14 protein-coding genes are annotated in these 17,039 nt (G+C 60.0%); 6 read left to right on the top strand and 8 right to left on the bottom strand.

Annotated elements, in window-relative coordinates; translation table 11 throughout:
- Positions 1-22: 22 nt before the first annotated feature.
- The gene (locus EPN96_00650; protein ID TAL18650.1) at positions 23-268 is read right to left on the bottom strand and encodes an SHOCT domain-containing protein; all 246 of its coding nucleotides are present in this window, start codon (positions 266-268) and stop codon (positions 23-25) included.
- A gap of 175 nt (positions 269-443) precedes the next feature.
- Between EPN96_00650 and EPN96_00645 the strand changes: the two genes are divergently transcribed.
- From EPN96_00645 to EPN96_00625, 5 genes are read left to right on the top strand one after another with little or no spacing between them, the layout of a single operon-like run.
- Positions 444-1,571, top strand: coding sequence for a hypothetical protein (locus EPN96_00645; protein ID TAL18649.1), 1,128 nt, complete (start codon positions 444-446; stop codon positions 1,569-1,571).
- Positions 1,571-3,004, top strand: coding sequence for an NAD(P)/FAD-dependent oxidoreductase (locus EPN96_00640; GenBank protein TAL18648.1), 1,434 nt, complete (start codon positions 1,571-1,573; stop codon positions 3,002-3,004). The genes EPN96_00645 and EPN96_00640 overlap by 1 nt, the downstream gene beginning before the upstream one ends.
- Positions 2,991-4,163 carry a hypothetical protein gene (locus EPN96_00635; protein ID TAL18647.1) on the top strand — a complete coding sequence of 391 codons (1,173 nt, stop codon included), beginning with the start codon at positions 2,991-2,993 and terminating at the stop codon, positions 4,161-4,163. The genes EPN96_00640 and EPN96_00635 overlap by 14 nt, the downstream gene beginning before the upstream one ends.
- Positions 4,164-4,179: 16 nt before the next feature.
- Complete coding sequence (locus tag EPN96_00630) at positions 4,180-5,628, top strand: B12-binding domain-containing radical SAM protein (protein ID TAL18646.1); 1,449 nt, start codon at positions 4,180-4,182, stop codon at positions 5,626-5,628.
- Complete coding sequence (locus tag EPN96_00625) at positions 5,628-6,686, top strand: type III polyketide synthase (GenBank protein ID TAL18645.1); 1,059 nt, start codon at positions 5,628-5,630, stop codon at positions 6,684-6,686. The genes EPN96_00630 and EPN96_00625 overlap by 1 nt, the downstream gene beginning before the upstream one ends.
- Positions 6,687-6,689: 3 nt before the next feature.
- Here the strand turns inward: EPN96_00625 and EPN96_00620 are convergent, their stop codons facing one another.
- The 4 genes from EPN96_00620 to EPN96_00605 form a co-directional block, all read right to left on the bottom strand.
- On the bottom strand, positions 6,690-8,180 hold the full coding sequence (locus tag EPN96_00620) for a DUF4070 domain-containing protein (protein TAL18698.1): 1,491 nt from the start codon (positions 8,178-8,180) through the stop codon (positions 6,690-6,692).
- Positions 8,181-8,256: 76 nt separating this feature from the next.
- The gene (locus EPN96_00615; protein ID TAL18644.1) at positions 8,257-8,556 is read right to left on the bottom strand and encodes a hypothetical protein; all 300 of its coding nucleotides are present in this window, start codon (positions 8,554-8,556) and stop codon (positions 8,257-8,259) included.
- A 176-nt stretch (positions 8,557-8,732) separates the two neighbouring features.
- Positions 8,733-9,791 carry a tRNA 2-thiouridine(34) synthase MnmA gene (gene mnmA, locus EPN96_00610; GenBank protein TAL18643.1) on the bottom strand — a complete coding sequence of 353 codons (1,059 nt, stop codon included), beginning with the start codon at positions 9,789-9,791 and terminating at the stop codon, positions 8,733-8,735.
- A 16-nt stretch (positions 9,792-9,807) separates the two neighbouring features.
- Positions 9,808-10,929 carry a cysteine desulfurase gene (locus EPN96_00605; GenBank protein TAL18642.1) on the bottom strand — a complete coding sequence of 374 codons (1,122 nt, stop codon included), beginning with the start codon at positions 10,927-10,929 and terminating at the stop codon, positions 9,808-9,810.
- Between the two features lie 237 nt (positions 10,930-11,166).
- Between EPN96_00605 and EPN96_00600 the strand changes: the two genes are divergently transcribed.
- Complete coding sequence (locus EPN96_00600) at positions 11,167-12,828, top strand: hypothetical protein (GenBank protein TAL18641.1); 1,662 nt, start codon at positions 11,167-11,169, stop codon at positions 12,826-12,828.
- 71 nt (positions 12,829-12,899) lie between these two features.
- On the opposite strand, the gene EPN96_00595 is transcribed toward EPN96_00600, so the two are convergent.
- The 3 genes from EPN96_00595 to cls form a co-directional block, all read right to left on the bottom strand.
- Complete coding sequence (locus EPN96_00595; protein TAL18640.1) at positions 12,900-13,925, bottom strand: hypothetical protein; 1,026 nt, start codon at positions 13,923-13,925, stop codon at positions 12,900-12,902.
- Between the two features lie 3 nt (positions 13,926-13,928).
- Complete coding sequence (locus EPN96_00590) at positions 13,929-15,005, bottom strand: serine hydrolase (protein ID TAL18639.1); 1,077 nt, start codon at positions 15,003-15,005, stop codon at positions 13,929-13,931.
- A 232-nt stretch (positions 15,006-15,237) separates the two neighbouring features.
- Positions 15,238-16,656, bottom strand: coding sequence for a cardiolipin synthase (cls, locus tag EPN96_00585; GenBank protein ID TAL18638.1), 1,419 nt, complete (start codon positions 16,654-16,656; stop codon positions 15,238-15,240).
- Between the last annotated feature and the right edge of the window lie 383 nt (positions 16,657-17,039).

Raw genomic sequence — 17,039 nt, 5'->3', positions numbered from 1 at the left:
CTCCTTGTCCGGCTGTTGCGCTTTATTCCGTCAGTTCCTTTTTCATCCGCTCGTATTCTTCCTGCGTTACCTCCCCCTTCGCGTAGCGCTTCTTCAGTATGTCGAGCGCGCTCTCCCCAGGCATTTGTCCCATTGGGTGAAAGCACTTCCCGCCCCACATGCGGCGGACGACGGCGACTATCGCGAAGATAATGATAACCCAGAAAAGCACCAACAAAAGACCGCCGCCGAATCCCGCGCCGCAGCCCCACATATGACCTTCGTACATAGCTTCACCTCTTTCGGATAAGGCCTCACGGCCGGAACGTCGGATTAAAGCGTAATCCCGGTTTGGACCGAAGCAAGACCGGAGGAAGTTTTTAGGCGTATTTTTTGAAGTTGGGAAATCCGAGGCTAGAATTAAGAGTGACGTGTATATCTTTAGCGGAAGGATTTAAGCACCGATGCAGCAGGAAGCAGTCAGGGAAACAGTATGTGATTTTCACGAGATAGCGCCGAGGGTATTCGTTCTTGAAGTCAGGGGGGCTCTGGGAAGAGACCTCGACCCCCGCCTTTTCGACGCCGTGGCCAAAATCAGGGGGCTGGGGGGCGAAGCTGTCGCCCTCGACTTCTCCGGGGGGGAAGGACTCGACGGCGCGGGGCTTCTTTGCCTCTTTCGCCTGGGATATTTCGCAAATCATAAAAATCTCTCGCTCGCGGCTTTCGGAACCGGCGGCGAGAGCCGCAACATCCTGCTGCGCCTCGGGCTGGGTGAGGTGATCTCCCTTTTCTCGACGGAGCAAAACGCCCTTCGCGCTCTGGGCGTCAGCGCCCCCGAAAACTCCGTCGGCGAAGATTCCCATGAAATCTGCGTTGCGGGCGAGTGGCTGACCGGGTTCGGCCGGGTGAGAGAGGCGGAACTTCCACCCGGGGACCCCGGCCTCAACGTGCTGGGCCGCAATATGCAACTGCCCGTCAACGGCTATGGAAACCTGATGCAAAAGCGCTATTCGCTACGGCTCTGCAAGGAGGGGCTGGCGCTGGAGGAGGTGGCGACCGCCCTTCGTACGCGCATCGGGGAGTTCTGGCCGGAAGGGAACCTCATTAATTTCCGGGAAACGGGAATAACGCCCGGAGCGGTGGGGACAATCCGCCTCACCATGCCGGGAAAAGCGCCGCTCGCCACGGGCGTCCGGGTGGTCCACGCGGGTCCGTCCTCCTTCACCTTCGCCCCCCTCGAAGGCCACATGGCCGCCGGTTTCATTAACTTCTCGGCTTTCGAGGAAGACGGTTGCCAGGTGATACGAATCTGCTCCCTCGCGCGCACCGGCGACCCGGTTTTCGACGCGGGGTTTCGCCTCTTCGGCCACACCTATCAGGAGAAGTTCTGGAAAGACACCCTCACCCGCGCCGCCTCGGCTTTCAGGGTTCCCGCCGAGGTCACGACGGCAAAGGAATGCGTTGACCCGAGCACGATTGCGGCGGGGTGGGCCAACACCTTCAGAAACGCGGCGATTCTAACCCCCTTCGGCCTCTTCTTCCGGTGGGTCCGCTCCCTTTTTTGCTGCGACAAGAATTGCGGTCGCTCCTGATGAAAAAAACCTTACCTCCTGTTTCTGTGGTGGGCTCGGGCCCGAACGGCCTTGCCGCCGCCGCCCATCTGGCGCTGGCGGGGTTTCCCGTAACGGTCTACGAGGCCAACGCCACTCCCGGAGGGGGTTGCCGCTCGCGGGAATTCACCCTTCCCGGCTTTGTCCACGACGTATGCTCGACCGTGCATCCTCTGGGGATAAGCTCTCCCGCCTTCCGTCCCCTGAAACTGGAGGAAGCGGGGGTGGAGTGGCTGACCGCTCCCCTGACCCTTGCGCACCCCTTCGACGGGGGCGAGTGCGTCTTCCTCACGGGGAATATTGAGGATTCCGCGAAAAGTCTGGGCTCCGACGGCGGAGCGTACCGTTCACTGATGGCTCCCTTCGTCCGGGAGTGGGAACACCTCCTCCCCGGCCTTCTGGCCCCCGCCTTCTCTCCGGTGGTCCCTCCGGCGCTGGCGCGCTTCGGCCTCAAGGCTCTCCGAAGCGCCCGGGGGCTCGCGGAAAGCCGTTTCAAAACGAAAGAGGCGAGGGCGCTCTTCGCCGGAATAGCCGCGCACGCCATGATTACGCTCGAAGCGCCGGGCTCCGCCGCTTTCGGCCTCGTGCTCGGCGTATCTCTCCACGCGGTCGGCTGGCCGGTAGCCCGCGGAGGCAGCCACAAAGTCACCGACGCCCTGCTTCAGAGGATTAAGGAAAACGGCGGCGAAATAATCACGCGAAAAGCCGTAAAAACCCCCTCGGATATCGAAGGCGGCGGGCCTCTGGTGCTCACTTTCACCCCCAGACAGCTCCTTTCCTTCGGGGAAAAGGAACTCCCGGCCGGTTACAGGGAAAAACTACGCGCTTTCAGGTACGGCGGGGGGGTGTGCAAGGTGGACTGGGCGCTTTCCGAACCGATTCCGTGGAGAAACGAGGAATGCAAAAGGGCGCTTAGCGTCCACGCCGGGGGGACGCTGGAGGAGATAGCGGCGAACCTAAAGATGGTGCATGAGGGGGGGTATCCCGAAAAGCCCTTCGTCATCGTCGTCCAGCCGACGGTCGCGGACCCTTCGCGTGCGCCCGGGGGAAAGCACGTGGGGTGGGCTTACTGCCACGTCCCGAACGGCTCGGATTTCGACATGACCGGGAGAATCGAGGCGCAGATAGAGCGCTTCGCCCCCGGCTTTCGCGACGTCATCCTGGCCCGCCACACCCTGACGGCGAAAAATATGGAAATTTACGATCCGAACTACGTCGGCGGCGACATCGGCTCGGGGGCGAACAATCTCATGCAGACGCTCTTTCGCCCCGTCGTGGGGCGCTCCCCGCACCGGATTCCCGTACCGGGGTGGTACCTGTGTTCCGCCTCCACCCGTCCGGGCGGCGGCGTACACGGCATGTGCGGCTACCACGCCGCCCGAAACCTTATCGAGGATTTCCTTGGCAAAAATTGATTTTTCTTCCCGGCGGCGCATTTTAATCGCGGGCGGCGGCTTCGGGGGACTGGCCTGCATGAGGAGGCTGTCGGAGTTGCTGCCTTCGAGCGGCTACGACATTTGCCTGCTTAATTCCTCTCCTTACCACGCGCTGAAATTCCGCTTTCACGAAAGGGTGGCCCTTACCTGCCCGAGGGAGCACGTGCGCGCTTCACTGAAACTCCTCGCCTTCGCGTCCCGCGCTCGCTTCATACGGGACGATCTGCTGGCGGCGGACTTCGAGAGGAAGTTTCTTGCGGGCAAAAAGGGTGAATACCCTTACGACATACTGGTGCTGGCGCTGGGCGCAGGGGCTGAATTTCACTCCATAAAGGGGGTAGAGGAGCACTCCCTGAACGCCTACTCCCTGGATGGCGTCGAGCGCTGCGCGAGAGCGGTGGCGGGACTGCTTTGCTACAAAAACGGTGAAATTTCAAGGGTCGTCGTCTGCGGCGGCGGGCTGACGGGAGTTGAGGTCGCCGCGCAGCTTCGGGTCAAGGCAGGCGCGAGGCGGCTGGAGATAACCATCGTGGAAGCCGGGGAGAGGCTGGTGCCCTTCGAGTCCTTTCCCTCCGAGAGAGAGCGCGTAATCAGATACCTTAAGCGGGCAAGGATAAATTCGGTTACAAACGATCCCGTAGCCGAGGCCGGGGAGTCCTCGCTACGCCTCGCCTCCGGCAAAAAGATCGAGGCGGACCTGATTATCTGGTGCGGCGGCACGAGAAGGGCGCCCCTTCGCGGCGCGGGGGAAGGCGCCTTTCCCGTCAACGGGTTTTTGCAGAGCGAAGAGCACCCGGAGGTCTTTTCCACAGGCGATTTCGCCTCGGTGGAGGAGGGAGACAGGTTCTCCAACCTCTTAAGCGCGCAGCGCGCCATCTACCAGGGCAAACTCGCCGCCGAAAACATCGCGCGAAAAGAAAGCGGCGAGGTGCTGGGCGAGGCGTCCTATCGTCCGTCCGGTGAAGTCACGGCCCTTGGCGATTTTGACGGAGTCGGCGAACTGAAGGGGTTCGTCGTCACCGGGATTACGGCGGCGGCCCTGAAACGGGCCATAGGGGTCAAGTACCTGATCGAGTTGTACAGCGGCCTGCCTCTGGCGGCGGTTCGCGCGCTGGCCTACCCGTTTCGGCAAACCTGAAGGCGGGGGTTTACATTTGGACATCCTGATGGTCAGCACAAACAGGGCGAACGAGCCGGTAACGGTAATGCCTTACGGCGCGTGCATTACCGCCAGGGCCGCGAAGCGGGCCGGTCACAAGGTCCGCTTTCTCGACCTGATGTTCGCCGCTGACCCGGCCCGCGCCCTCGAAAGCGCCCTCGCCGGGTTCTCCCCCGAGGTCGTTGGTCTCTCGGTGCGGAACATCGACAACAACAGCCTTCTGGATTTGAAGGAGTACTTCCGGGAGCTTCCCCCACTCATGGAAATCATCCGCCGCAGCTCCCGCGCCAAAGTGATTCTGGGGGGCGCGGCGGTGGGGGTGATGGCGGAGCCGCTGCTCCGGCTTACCGGAGCTGACGGGGCCGTCACCGGCGACGGGGAATGCGTCTTCCCAAAGCTCCTCCTCGCGCTGGAGGGCGGGAAATCCCCTGAAAATATTCCCGGCGTGGCGTGGCGGCACGGGGACGAGATAAAAACCAGCGCCGCCGTCTGCTATCCCCTCGACCCGGAGCTTGTAGACCCCGGCTGGGAGGAGTGGATCGACCTGCCCGCCTACCGCTCCCGCATGGCCCCCGTCCCGGTCCAGTCCAAGCGGGGCTGCCCCTTCGGCTGCGTCTACTGCACCTACGGGATACGGGAGGGCAAGGAGTACCGGCTTCTTCCCCCGAAGGCCGTGGCGACGGCGGTAAAGGGGCTGGCCCAAAGGGGCATGAGGGATATAGAGTTCGTGGACAACGTCTTTAATTCCCCTTACGACCACGCCCTCGAACTTTGCGCCGAACTGGCCTCGGCGAACCACGGGGCGAGCATCCAGAGCGTCGAGCTAAACCCCTCCTTCGTGGACGGCGAACTCCTTTCGGCGATGGAAGCGGCGGGTTTCACCGGCATCGGCGTCACGGCGGAGAGCGCGGCGGACCGGGTCCTTCAGGGGCTCGGCAAGGGGTACGGCGAGGAAAGGCTGGGCCGCGCGGCGGAGGCGATCCGCAAATCCGGACTCCCCTGCTTCTGGATCTTCATGCTCGGCGGGCCGGGGGAAACGAGGGAGACGGTGGAGACGACCTTTACCTTCGCGAAGAGGGTCCTTCGCCCGAGGGACGTGGCTTTTTTCAACTTCGGCATAAGAATCTATCCGGGTACAAAGCTTGAGTCCATCGCCCGGAGGGAGGGAGTGCTAGAAACGCCCGCGAAAGAGATGCTCCCGGCCCATTTCTATTTCTCGCCGGAGGTGGAGCGCGGCTGGGCGGCCTCCCGGCTGAACGAGGTAGCGGCGGAGAAGATGAACATCCTGAATTCCACCTCGCTGAGCCACCCGTGGCTGCCCGCGATAAGCAGGCTCTGCAACCGCCTGCCGCTGCCCCGCCCGCTCTGGCGTCACACCCGCCTGATACGCACGGCCCTGAAGCTGCTCGGCAACGACATACCTCAAAAAAGGACGGTTCAGTGATGACGGCGGTGAAAAATCCGGCCCGCATAGCCTCGGTGGCGACCGCTCTCCCCCCCTACAGGGCGGATCAGGAGACCGCAAGCAGGTATTTCCGCCGCCACTACGGGGAGAGGCTCAGCCGGGGGAGCCTGGCCGTGCTCGACAAGGTTCTCGGCCACGGCTCGATTCGCACCCGCCACTTCGCCGTGGAAAATCCCGACTGCCTCGTTGACGAGGACCCGGACCTTCGCGTGGAACGCTACACCCGCTGGGCGGTTAATCTTTCGGCTGAGGCGGCCCGCAAGGCTCTTTGCGGCGCGAAAACAGACGCCGAAGATATTTCCGCCCTCGTCGTCAACACCTGCACGGGGTACCTGTGCCCCGGCCTGACCAGCTACCTGATTGAAAACCTTGGCCTTCCCCGCGACGTAAGGGGTTACGATCTGGTCGGAAGCGGGTGCGGCGGGGCGCTCCCCGCGCTCGGGGTCGGGAGGGGGCATCTGGCCTCCTCCGGCGGGGCGGCGCTGCTGGTCTCCGTCGAGATTTGCAGCGCCACCTTTCAGGTGGGAGACGACAGGAGCCTCCTCGTCTCCAACGCCCTCTTCGGCGACGGAGCGGCCGCCGCCGTCCTGCGCGACGGGCCGGGGGGACTTGAAATAATCAACTCCGCAAGTTGCCACATGCCCGAGGAGCGCGACAAGATCCGCTACGTCTACCGGGGAGGGAAGCTTCACAACCAGCTTTCGCCGGCGCTTCCGGGCGTAGTCGCCGGTGCGGTGGCGGATGTCGTGGAAGATATGCTCGGGCAGGCGGGAGTTACAAAAGGTGAGGTCGCCCACTGGGCCTTTCACACGGGCGGAGACAAGATACTGGGCGAGATACGCGAAAGACTCTCTCTTCGGGAGGAGGCGATGGCCCCCAGCAGGAGGGTTCTGGAGCGCTGCGGGAACATCTCCTCGCCCACAGTCTGGTTTTCGCTCAGGGACATACTCGATGGCGGCGTAAAGCCGGGGGAGCTTATAGCGATGGTCACCTTCGGCGCGGGACTTTCGGCGCACGGGTGTCTCCTGCGGGTCTGAGCTTCAGCACCCCTCCTTAAGGACGTTTCTTTCGCAGACTATCCTGAAGTGGTGTCCGTATATCGCGAGGGTGACCGCCACCGGCAGCATGCGCGGATGTGTCAGCGTCGTCCACGCGATGAGCTTCCAGTAGTGAAACCTCTCTTTCCCGACCAGCCCCAAATGGAATACCGACCTGAAAAAAGCCATTTTGTGCTGAAAATCCAGCTTCGCCTGAATCCGGGGCAGCCGGTATTCCCTGAGAAATACGCCGAGCCTCCGGTAAAAGTGCTTCGGGGAGTAAAGGTTTTCCAGCAAATCGCGGTAGCCGGTTTGAAGCTTCTCTATACCCATCAGGGGGACTATGTTTGTGGAAGAGGCTACGTTGTCTCCGTGGCACTGCCCCTTTAGCCTTCCCTCTCTTTGCAGCCTTTCGTATAGCCGCGTTCCGGGTATCGCCTGCAGCATCCCCACCATCGCGGTCACGATGCCGCTTTTCTGAATGAACTCCCTCTGGAGACGGAAGATGTCGGGAGGGTCGCTGTCGAAACCGACGATGAACCCCCCCTGCACCTCAAGCCCGGAACGCTGCAGGTATTTTACGTCCCTGAGGAGGTCGCGCCTGCAATTGTTGAGTTTTTTCGCCTCGGCAAGGCTCTCTTCGTGGGGGGTTTCAATTCCGATGAAGACCATGTTGAAACCCGCCGCGACCATCATGTCAACCAGTTCAGGGTCGTCGGCCAGATCTATCGAGGCCTCCGTGAAGAAGCTCAGCTGCCGGTGTTCCCTCTGCCAGCGAATCAACGCGGGCAAAAGCTCGTTTTTCAGCTCATGCTTTTTGCCGATGAAATTGTCATCGACGAAAAAGACGCTGGCCTTCCAGCCCAGACGTCTCAGCGAATCGAGCTCGGTTATTATCTGTTCGGTGGATTTGGTGCGGGGTTTGTGGCCCAAGAGAGCCGTTACGTTGCAGAACTCGCACCGGAAGGGGCACCCGCGCGAGTACTGGATGCTCATGGCGGCGTAGTCTCTCGGGTTTATGAGTCCCCAAAGGGGCGCGGGGGTGCGGCCGAGGTCGGCGTAATCGGCGGAGGAGTAAAGGCGTCCGGCCCTTCCTTCGGCGAAGTCCGAAAGGAACGCCGGGAGGGTAAGCTCTCCCTCGTTCAGTACGAGGTGGTCTACTTCGGGGAATTCCTCGGGAGTGACGGTAAAGAGCGGTCCTCCGGCTACGACCCGCACTCCGTTTTCCTTGAGGAGCCTGATCACCTGCCGGGCGGACTCCTTTTGTACCGTCATCGCGCTTACGAGGGCGACGTCCGCCCATTCCAGATCTTTTTTTTCGAGCTTGCGGACGTTGAGATCCACCAGACGCTTGTTCCATTCGGAGGGCAGGAGGGCGGCTACGGTCAGGAGTCCGAGGGGAGGGTTTGCGGCCTTCCTCCCGACGAATTTTACGGCGTGCTTGAAACTCCAGAAGGTTTCGGGAAACTCCGGGTAGACAAGCAATGCGTTGATGTCAGTCTTCATGGCAGGCTAAGCGGTACAATACTCCGTACGGGTTTTATCCTGACGATCAGGCTCGGGGAGATTTTTAGAATTTGTAATAATTCGCGTTAAGGTAATGAACCACGGCTTCCTTCTGCTTGTCCGTCCAGTTGGTCTCAGCGGCTTTCGCACACTTTTCGACGCCTTCCTTCAGCTTTTCCAGGCTCTCAATCTTCCGCATCTCTTTGGAGTAGATATCGCCGTTGTGGCAGGTGTTGCAGTTTTTCTCCACCAGCGCCATTCCCTCATTGAAGAGCTCGTCCGGGGCGGCTTCCGCACAGAACGCGAGAGAGGAAATGAAGAGAGAGACCAGAAACGCAACCGTCAGGTTCATGAAAGCTTTCATGTCTTTTTTCTCCCCTTCCAAATGCACTTATAAAAAATCATATGTAAATTTTAATACCGTAAGGGGATTAGGCAATACCCAGGTGAAAAAATAACGGAAAAAGAGCGAAAATACTCCGTGAAACAGGGTTTGCGGCAGGATGGGGAAGGGTTTTGAAAAGACTCCTGGAAAGGCGGTCATTCGCCGAAAGAAGAAGCCGGAGCCTTTATCCAGCCCGAACCCAAAACCCTTTCGCCCTCGTAAAAAACCGCCAACTGGCCGGGAGTGACGGCGAACTGGGGAGAGGCAAGCTCGACGCGAAAGCCTGAGCCTTCGGGGGTAACCGTGCAGGGGGTAATCTCTCCCGTGGACCTCGTCCTGGCCGCGCAGTCGAATGTCTTTCCGCCAATTTCCGGGTCGAGCCAGACCGCGCCGGTGACGTGAAATTCCCGGCTGAAGAGGTCCTCCCTCCGGCCGAGCATCAGCCGGTTTCCTTCGAGGTCTTTTTTGACCACGTAAAGCGGGGCGGTCGAGGATACGGAAAGCCCCCTTCTCTGTCCGAGGGTGTAGGCGTGCAGCCCCTCGTGGGTTCCGAGGCGCTTGCCGGTAAGGTCGGTAATCTCCCCCGGTTCGGCCCTTTTCACCCTTTGTGCGAGAAAACCCGCAAGACCGCCCTCGCCGGTGAAGCACAGATCCTGGCTGTCGGGCTTTCCCGCCACCGGCAGCCCCCGTCCGGCGGCCAGTTCCCTGATTTTAGCCTTCGTGTAGCCTCCGAGGGGGAAGCGCAGGCGCGAGAGGTGTTCGAGGGAATCGGGAACCACGAAGTAGGACTGGTCCTTCGAGTGGTCAAGGCCGCGCCAGAGCTGCGGGAGTCCGCCGGGCCCGGCGGTTATCCTCGCGTAGTGGCCGGTGGCGACCGCCTCGCAGCCGAGTTCCCCCGCCTTCCTCGCCAGCCAGTCGAACTTGAGCTTTCGGTTGCAAAGGACGCAGGGATTGGGGGTAAGCCCCTCCCGGTAAGTCTCGACGAAGGGGTTTATGACCAGTTCCTCGAAGACCTCGCGGGCGTCGATGACGAAATGGGGAATTTTAAGATTTCTGGCGACGCGCCGGGCGTCGTCGGCGTCGTCCACGGAGCAGCAGCGCGAGTCCTCCCAGACCTTGAGCGTCAGGCCGACCACCTCGTGCCCCTCACTCGCCAGCAAGAGCGCCGCGACGGAGGAATCGACCCCGCCGCTCATGGCTACGGCGATTCTCATCTTGATAAGTATTCCTTTAGAAAACCATGCGGGAGAGAACGAGTTCGAGGGCCTTTAAAAACCTCTCTATGTCCTCTTTCGTCGTCGTCCACCCCATGCTTACCCTAAGGCTCCCGAGGGCGTTGGCTTCGCCGAGACCCATCGCGAGGAGGACCGGGGAAGGCTTTACCGCGCCGGAGGAGCAGGCCGAGCCCGCCGACACAGCGACCCCTTCGAGGTCGAGGGCGGGGACGAGAGTGGCGCCCGTAAGGCCGGGGAAGGAGAGGTTGAGGGTGTTTGGGAGGCGCTTTTCGGGGGAAGACGGTCCGTTGACGGCGGCTTTGGGGTAGAGGCGAAGAACCTCCCCCGCCATAAGGTCGTAAAACACCCGGCAGCGCTCCGAGAACCCCTGAAGGTCGCTCTTTGCCGCGCGGCAGGCCGCCGCCAAGGCCGCTATACCCGGCACGTTCTCGGTTCCGCCCCTGCGCGAGCGCTCCTGCGAGCCGCCCATTATAAGCGGCTCGATTTCGACGCCGCTTTTGACGTAAAGCGCCCCGGTGCCCTTGGGAGCGCCGATCTTGTGGCCCGAAAGGCTTGCGGTGGAGCACCCGGCTTCACGGACGCCAAGCGGAGACTTTCCCCACCTCTGCACCCCGTCGCAGTGGAAGGGTATCGAGAGGGCCGCGCACTTCTCGCCGAGTTCGCCGATCTTCTGGTGAGCGCCGGTCTCCTGATTGGCCGCCTGAAGGCAGACAAGCCCCTCTTCTCCGGTCAGGCGGTCTATGTCGATTACGCCGTCCTGTGAGACGGGAAGCCAGTTTCCCTTCCACCCGGAAGCCTCAAGCTTTTCGAGCCTGCAAAGAACGCTGGGGTGCTCAAGTTTCGATACGGCGAAAGCGCGCTTCTTCGCCGCCAGGGCGAAACTCGCTATGGCGAGGTTGTTCCCCTCCGCGCCGCCGCTGGTGAAGACGACCTCCTTCGGGGCGCACCCCATAAAGGCGGCGACCTCCTCGCGGGAGTTTTCGAGAAGCTCCTTCGCCTCCCTCCCCTCCCTGTGGATGCTCGAAGGGTTGCCGAAGCGCTCCAGCGCCGAAAACAGCGCCTCGCGGGCCTGTGTCCTAAGGGGGGCCGAGGCGTTCCAGTCAAGATATGTTCTCATGTCAAAATCCACTTTCGCTGCGTGCCGGTTTTTTTAAAGATGCTCTAACAGTTTACCTTATCCGGGAGCGCCGGGAGAAGTTGCTTTATGTAATCGGGAGGTTGAGTAAATTGCGCCGTGGAAATCTCGCCCCGGGGCCTCGCTCATTCGGAAATTGTAATTATCCCTTATCATTTCTGTAAAGCGAACGATAAGGAATACATCGGCGGCGGACGCTTCGCCGGAAGCCTTTGGAAATTGAATTTCAGGATTGTCTTCGAGGAGGGTTTTTCCATGGACAGAAAAGCCAAACGTTTTTTCGCCTTCCTGGCTGCGTTCCTCCTTTCGGCGGGAGTCTCCTTCTCCGCCGGGCCGCCGCAGTCCCTCTGGTCGATCGACGCCAACTCCCCCGCGTACCTCTGGGGCCATTTCTTCGACGTAGACCCGACCCCCGACGGCGGAACGATAAGCGTCGGCCAGGTTTCCGTGGAAACCATCCTGGAATTCGACGTTCTGGTGCTGAAGACCGCAGCCGACGGAACCGAAGAGTGGCGCGCCGTCATAGGCTCTGAACTTTCGGATGAAAAGATGTCGATCACTCCGACGCCTGACGGCGGCTACCTTGTCGCCGCGACCGCGTGGGCTCCCTACGAAGTACATCTCCCCTACCCCGGCGCGGTCTACCATTCCTACTACAACGCTTTTATTGTCAAGCTCGACGGCCGGGGCAATGAACTCTGGCGCAAGTACTTCAACCCCGGAGTTCTCGCCAAGGCCATCGATATAGTTTCAACCACCGACGGAAGCTACGTCATAGCCGGTGAAGTCTGGCTGGAAGAACCCTTTTCCTCCACCTTCCCCTGCCTTCTGAAGCTCGATCCGAACGGAGAACCGCTCTGGAGCACGCAACTTCCCGACCTCGTCTGGGGATTCAACACAAACGGCAAGGTGCTGCAAACCTCCGACGGCGGTTACGCGGCAGCCTTTCCCGGAGACTGGGGCATTGAACTTCTAAGATTCGACCCGGCCGGCAATCTGCTCTGGAACCAGCGCCACATGGTTAACGCCTACCAGAACCCCGTGGACGGGTTCATGGAAAAAAGTGGCGGCGGCTTCGTCATCTCCGGCGGCGGCGGGCAGATTCCCAACTCCGACATCTACTGGTGGAGCATGGCCTGGGTTTCCTACCGTACCGATACCGACAAGAACGGCAACAAGACTGCCGAGATTATAGTCGAGGAGGTAAACACCACCCCGCGCTCGGCTTTCGCCACCACCGACGGCGGCCTCCTCATCGGCACGGGCAACTCCTACCGCAAGGTTGACGGAACCGGAGCCGAGCAGTGGGTCCTGCTCCACCAGTTCCCGGAATTTTCCTTCAGCTATCCGATACCCGGCGAAAGGTACATCTACGACCTGGCCGAACCCACCGGCGGCGGCTACCTTCTGGCGGGAACTATCGGAGCCGTGCCCCAAAACGGCGTCTCCTGTTACAACATGTTCTCTCCCTACCTCGAAATGCTCGGGCCGGATCATGAAGCGATAACGGAAGAACCCTCCGTTATCAACGTCAACGTCTCGGTGATCGGGGCGAAAAGAGGAAAGATAAACCTCTCCAACAACCGCACGGTTCACCTCGTCGTCTACGGCTCGCAGGTTTTCGACGTAGCGGACCTCAATCTCGAAACCGCCACCTTCGCGGGGCTACCGCCCTTCCGCAAGGGTAAGGACAACGCCATAAAGGCGCGTTACAAGGACGTAAACCGCGACGGCTATCCCGACGTGGTGGTGGATTTCAAGGCCGCGAAAACACCCCCCGAAGGCAGCCTTCTTTTCCTTTGCGAAACCGTGGACGGTGGCCAGGTCACCGGAGACTCCGGCGTCACCGCCGTGGTTAAGGTCTGCAAAAAGAAAAAATAGCCCGCATGCTGCGATAACAAAAAAGCCCGCATCGCGCGGGCTTTTTTGTTTAAACTACCCCTCGCCAGCACCTACATGGCGCCGCCCTTGGTCTTCACATGCTTTTCCACTTTGCCGTAGATAAAGCCGGAGACCTCGGCGATGGCCTTAATCTGGGTCTTTGGGTCGGAACCCTGGGTCATGACCGCGAGTACGTAGGGAAACCCGGGGTAGTAGATTATCCCCGCGTCATAGACCTGCCAGAGATCGCTATTGTCATCATCCTCTTTGGTCCGGTTTATGCTGAAGTTGTGGGAAACGGTAGTACCCCGGGGCGCTCCGGCAACGAGGGCGTCCTTGTAGATGTTCTCCGACATTATCGTGAGGGTGGTTTCGCTCATCTTTTTCGTAAGGTAGGAGGCGTTGTAGAGAAGGCGGAAAAACCTGCTCAGAATTTCAGGGGTCATGGCGACCTCCGAAACAAAGGGATCGCCGGAGCTTATACTGAGATCGGTGAAAACCGATTCGAGCAGCTTTTTGTCCACGTATTCGTCCAGGATGTCGGCGGCGACGGGGTCGTTGTTCTCCAGGGCGCGCTCGACGAGGTCGCCGACGGTATATTCTCCGGGTTTCATCCGAAACCCGCGCGGCAGGGGCCAGAAATCATCGTAGCTGGACTCCTTGCCCGTGTACGTGATTTTCCTGTCGAAGAAGGTGAGGTTCTTCTCCCCCTCTTTCAGGCAGGCCAGCGAGAGGGCGAGTTTATAGCGCAGCGGCGAGGCGAGCGCGAGATCCTGCTTTGAGCCCACCCAGGGGCCGTTATGCAGGTCGCGAAAGTAAACCGCGACCTTTGAAACGCCCAGCCTGGCTTCGAGATTGCGCGTGAGGAGGTCCAGTTCGCTCTTGAAATAGGCTATTTCGCGTTTCTGGGCGGGGTTTTCGCCCACGTCGCACTCGATCAGCGGGTGTGTGAGGGCCGCGCTGCCCTTGCGAACCGAACTCCCCTCCTCTACGGCTGTGTTTTTCGAGGGTCCGGCTTTGTAACCGATGGCCAGCCCGACGCCGAACGCCGCCGCGATAACGATAATAACGAGTAAAAGCGTTTTTTTATTGCTCAAGGATTACTCCGAAAGATTTTTCCGGGCGGGGATCGAATCAGCGTTCGCTATTCTGAACGAATCGGTTTCGCTTGCCGACAGCGCGACCTTTTCCGATACCTTGTCGTAAACGAATCTCGATATTTCCTGTATCGCCGTCTCCAGCTCTTTGTAATGCCGGTCTCCCGCCGTCATCACGCACAAAACGTAGGGGTTCCCCTTTGCGTACACGATGCCGCAGTCGTGAAGCTGCAGGGGCTTTCCCGCCTCGGTCTGCTTGTACATCTCGCCGAATTTGTGGGCGACGGTCACGCCCTTGGGCAATCCGGCGACTATGCCCTTATCAAACTGACACTTCGCGAGGAGGGTAAGCGCTTTTTCGCTCATCTCGTCGCTCAGGTAGGAGGCGTTGTAGAGTATGCGGAAGAACCTTCCGTAGGCTTCGGGCGACATCCTGCACTGGTATATATCGCAGTTGAAACCGAAATCGTAAAGGACGTTGTCAACCATGGTCGAAGTGACGGTGTTGTAAAGAAGCCAGGTCGCGGCGTTGTCGGAATAGGAGATTGTGTAGTCGAGCAGTTCGGCAACCGTGTATTCCTTGCCGGTTTCGAGGGTTTTGGCGGGCGGGTAGTGGCACTCCCTCATCCAGGCGGCGGGAAGACCGGGGAATTTTACCTTCCTGTCGAAAAACTTCGGGTCCAGCTCGGCCATCTTGAGGCAGGTGATGAGCAGGGGAACCTTTGAAAGGCTGGCCGGGATGAACTTCTCATCCTGATTTACACCTATGGACAGGCCGTTTTCCAGGTCGCGGAAATAGACCGCCACCCGCTTCACGCCCTCTCTCGCCTCGATTTCGGCGACTTTAGCGCGAAGCTCGGTGTTGAAGTAGCGGATTTCCGGCTTCGCTTCTCCCTTTGCGGACTCTTCGCACTCAAGCAGGGGGCCCGTCAGTCCGGCGGAAGAGAGGCGGATCTCGTAAACGTTCCGGGCGGGTGAAATTTCCCCTCTGGGCGCAACGCTTTTGCCGGCCGCGAATCCCGCGAGGAGCGCGGCTGCAACCCCTGCAAGGGTGACCAACAATACTTTACTTCTTGACATACTGCTCTCCGGGTTTTTTTACAAATATACCCGCCCATTTTGTAAAATTGCTTTTTAAGGGGGGAAATATTTTTGACGCCGTCAAAAAAAGATTTTCTTCTGGTATCAAAGACTTGAGGCGCTTTTATCGATTCTTCCGGGAAAATACTTTAGATAAAAAATCTAAAAAATGGATTCAACCGAAAAGCCCCATAAACGGCGCTTCGCGAAATACCAGGCCTCAGCGATTTTGTTACAGGATGGGAGAGACAAGCCGGGCTATGCGCTCGACGACGTGGACGAGCCATCCCCTTTTGGAAAAAACCTCCGGATCGATCTCGCGGCTCTGCTCCAGGTCTTCCAGAAACCGCTTCTCAAGCTCCGCAGCGAAACATTCGTCGTAAACAAGCGCGCCGAGCTCGAAATTGAGGCGAAAGCTCCTCATGTCGAGGTTCGCCGAGCCGATGAAACCCCACTTGCAGTCAACGACCATGGTCTTGGCGTGCAGCATCGAGGGCAGGTATTCGTAGATGCGGACGCCGGAGCGAAGCAGCGCCGGGAAATAGGAGCGTCCGGCGGGGCCGACAAAGGGAACGTCGCAGTTAGCCGGGACGAGTATGCGCACGTCCGCCCCGCGCAGCGAGGCGCACTTGAGGGCGCGCATGGCGGGCTCGTCGGGTATGAAATAGGGGCTCGTCAGGTAGATTTTCTCCGCCCCCTGGCAGATTCCGCCGAAGTAAAGGAGGGCGCTGGCGTTGTCTTCCTGGTCCGGCCCGCTCGGCGTGACGGCCACCACCGCGCCGCAGACGGAAGGGTGTTCGGGAACGGCTGGCTCGGAAAGCGCCTCCTCCGTCGCGAAAGACCAGTCCTCGGCGAAGATGTCGCAAAGATCGGCCACGGCGGGGCCCTCTATGAGGAGCTGCAGGTCCCTGAAAAAGGCCGACCCCTTCCTTCTCGCGAGATGGATGTATTCGTCGCCGACGTTCATCCCGCCGGTGAACCCCAGCCTGCCGTCGACGACGACGAGCTTGCGGTGGTTTCTAAGGTGGACCGACCAGCGCCGCCGAAGGGGATTTATCGGCAGGAAGGTCTCCGCCTTTACGCCTGCGGCGATAATCGGCGCTATGTAATCCCTGTCGATGGAAAAAGAGCCCACGGCGTCGTAAAGGAGCCGCACCTCCACCCCCGCACGGGCCTTTTCGGCGAGGAGTTCAAGAAAGCGAAGTCCCGTGGAGTCTTTGCGTATGATGTAGTACTCCACCCAGACGAAACGTTTCGCCCCCTTCACCGCGCTCTGGAGCTCCTCGAAAGCCTTGTCGTTGTCGGCGAGAAGCTCGACCCTGTTGCACTCGCGGGGAGGGAAGGAGGTAAGGGTCGCGGCGAGGGAGAAGAGCTGCTCGAAAAGCGCGGGGGATTCGCCTTCGAGCTTTCTGCGCGAGGCGTCGCGCACCGTCATCGCGGCCAGCCGCTTCCTTCGCGAGGTGCGCCTGACGTAAGGATTGGCGAGGAGGAAAAATGCGATGGCGCCGACGCCGGGGAAGGCAAGTATCGCGAAGATCCACATCAGCGTCCGTTCGACGCCGTGACTCCTCCACACGGCGCGGAAAATCGCCACCGCGTTGAGGAGGGAGATGAGGATCCATACAATAGTGTTAAATATTTCCCTGTCCATGCACCCCGCTTTGGTCTTTGAAACAACGGATTCGCAACCTTTGTATTCATTTTACACCGGAGAGAAAACTTTGCGGGTAAAATCGCTTTTGCGATCCGCCCGAAGCGCCCGCGGCATGGAACAAACCGGCGATGCGTGATGCTATCACAAGGTAGAATTTCTACACGTATTCTTAGAGATAGTTGTAAATAGACTACCTTCGAGAACAAAAGCTCAAAAAGATTTCGCTTTTGTTCGAGCCTTCTTTACGTCTTCCCTCCGTGGCCCGTAGGTGACGCAGGGAGCGGAGGCGGAAAGGGCGGCGGGGGGGTCTTAGTGAGCGCAGCGAACGAGTGCCCCCTCACGCCCCCGCCGTAGCGACCGGTCGCTCGTAGAGCGAGCGG

Source organism: bacterium (assembly GCA_004322275.1).
GTDB lineage: Bacteria > Desulfobacterota > Deferrisomatia > Deferrisomatales > BM512 > SCTA01.
Note: the sequence above shows the minus strand (reverse complement) of the source record. Positions and strands in the feature narration are given on the sequence as shown.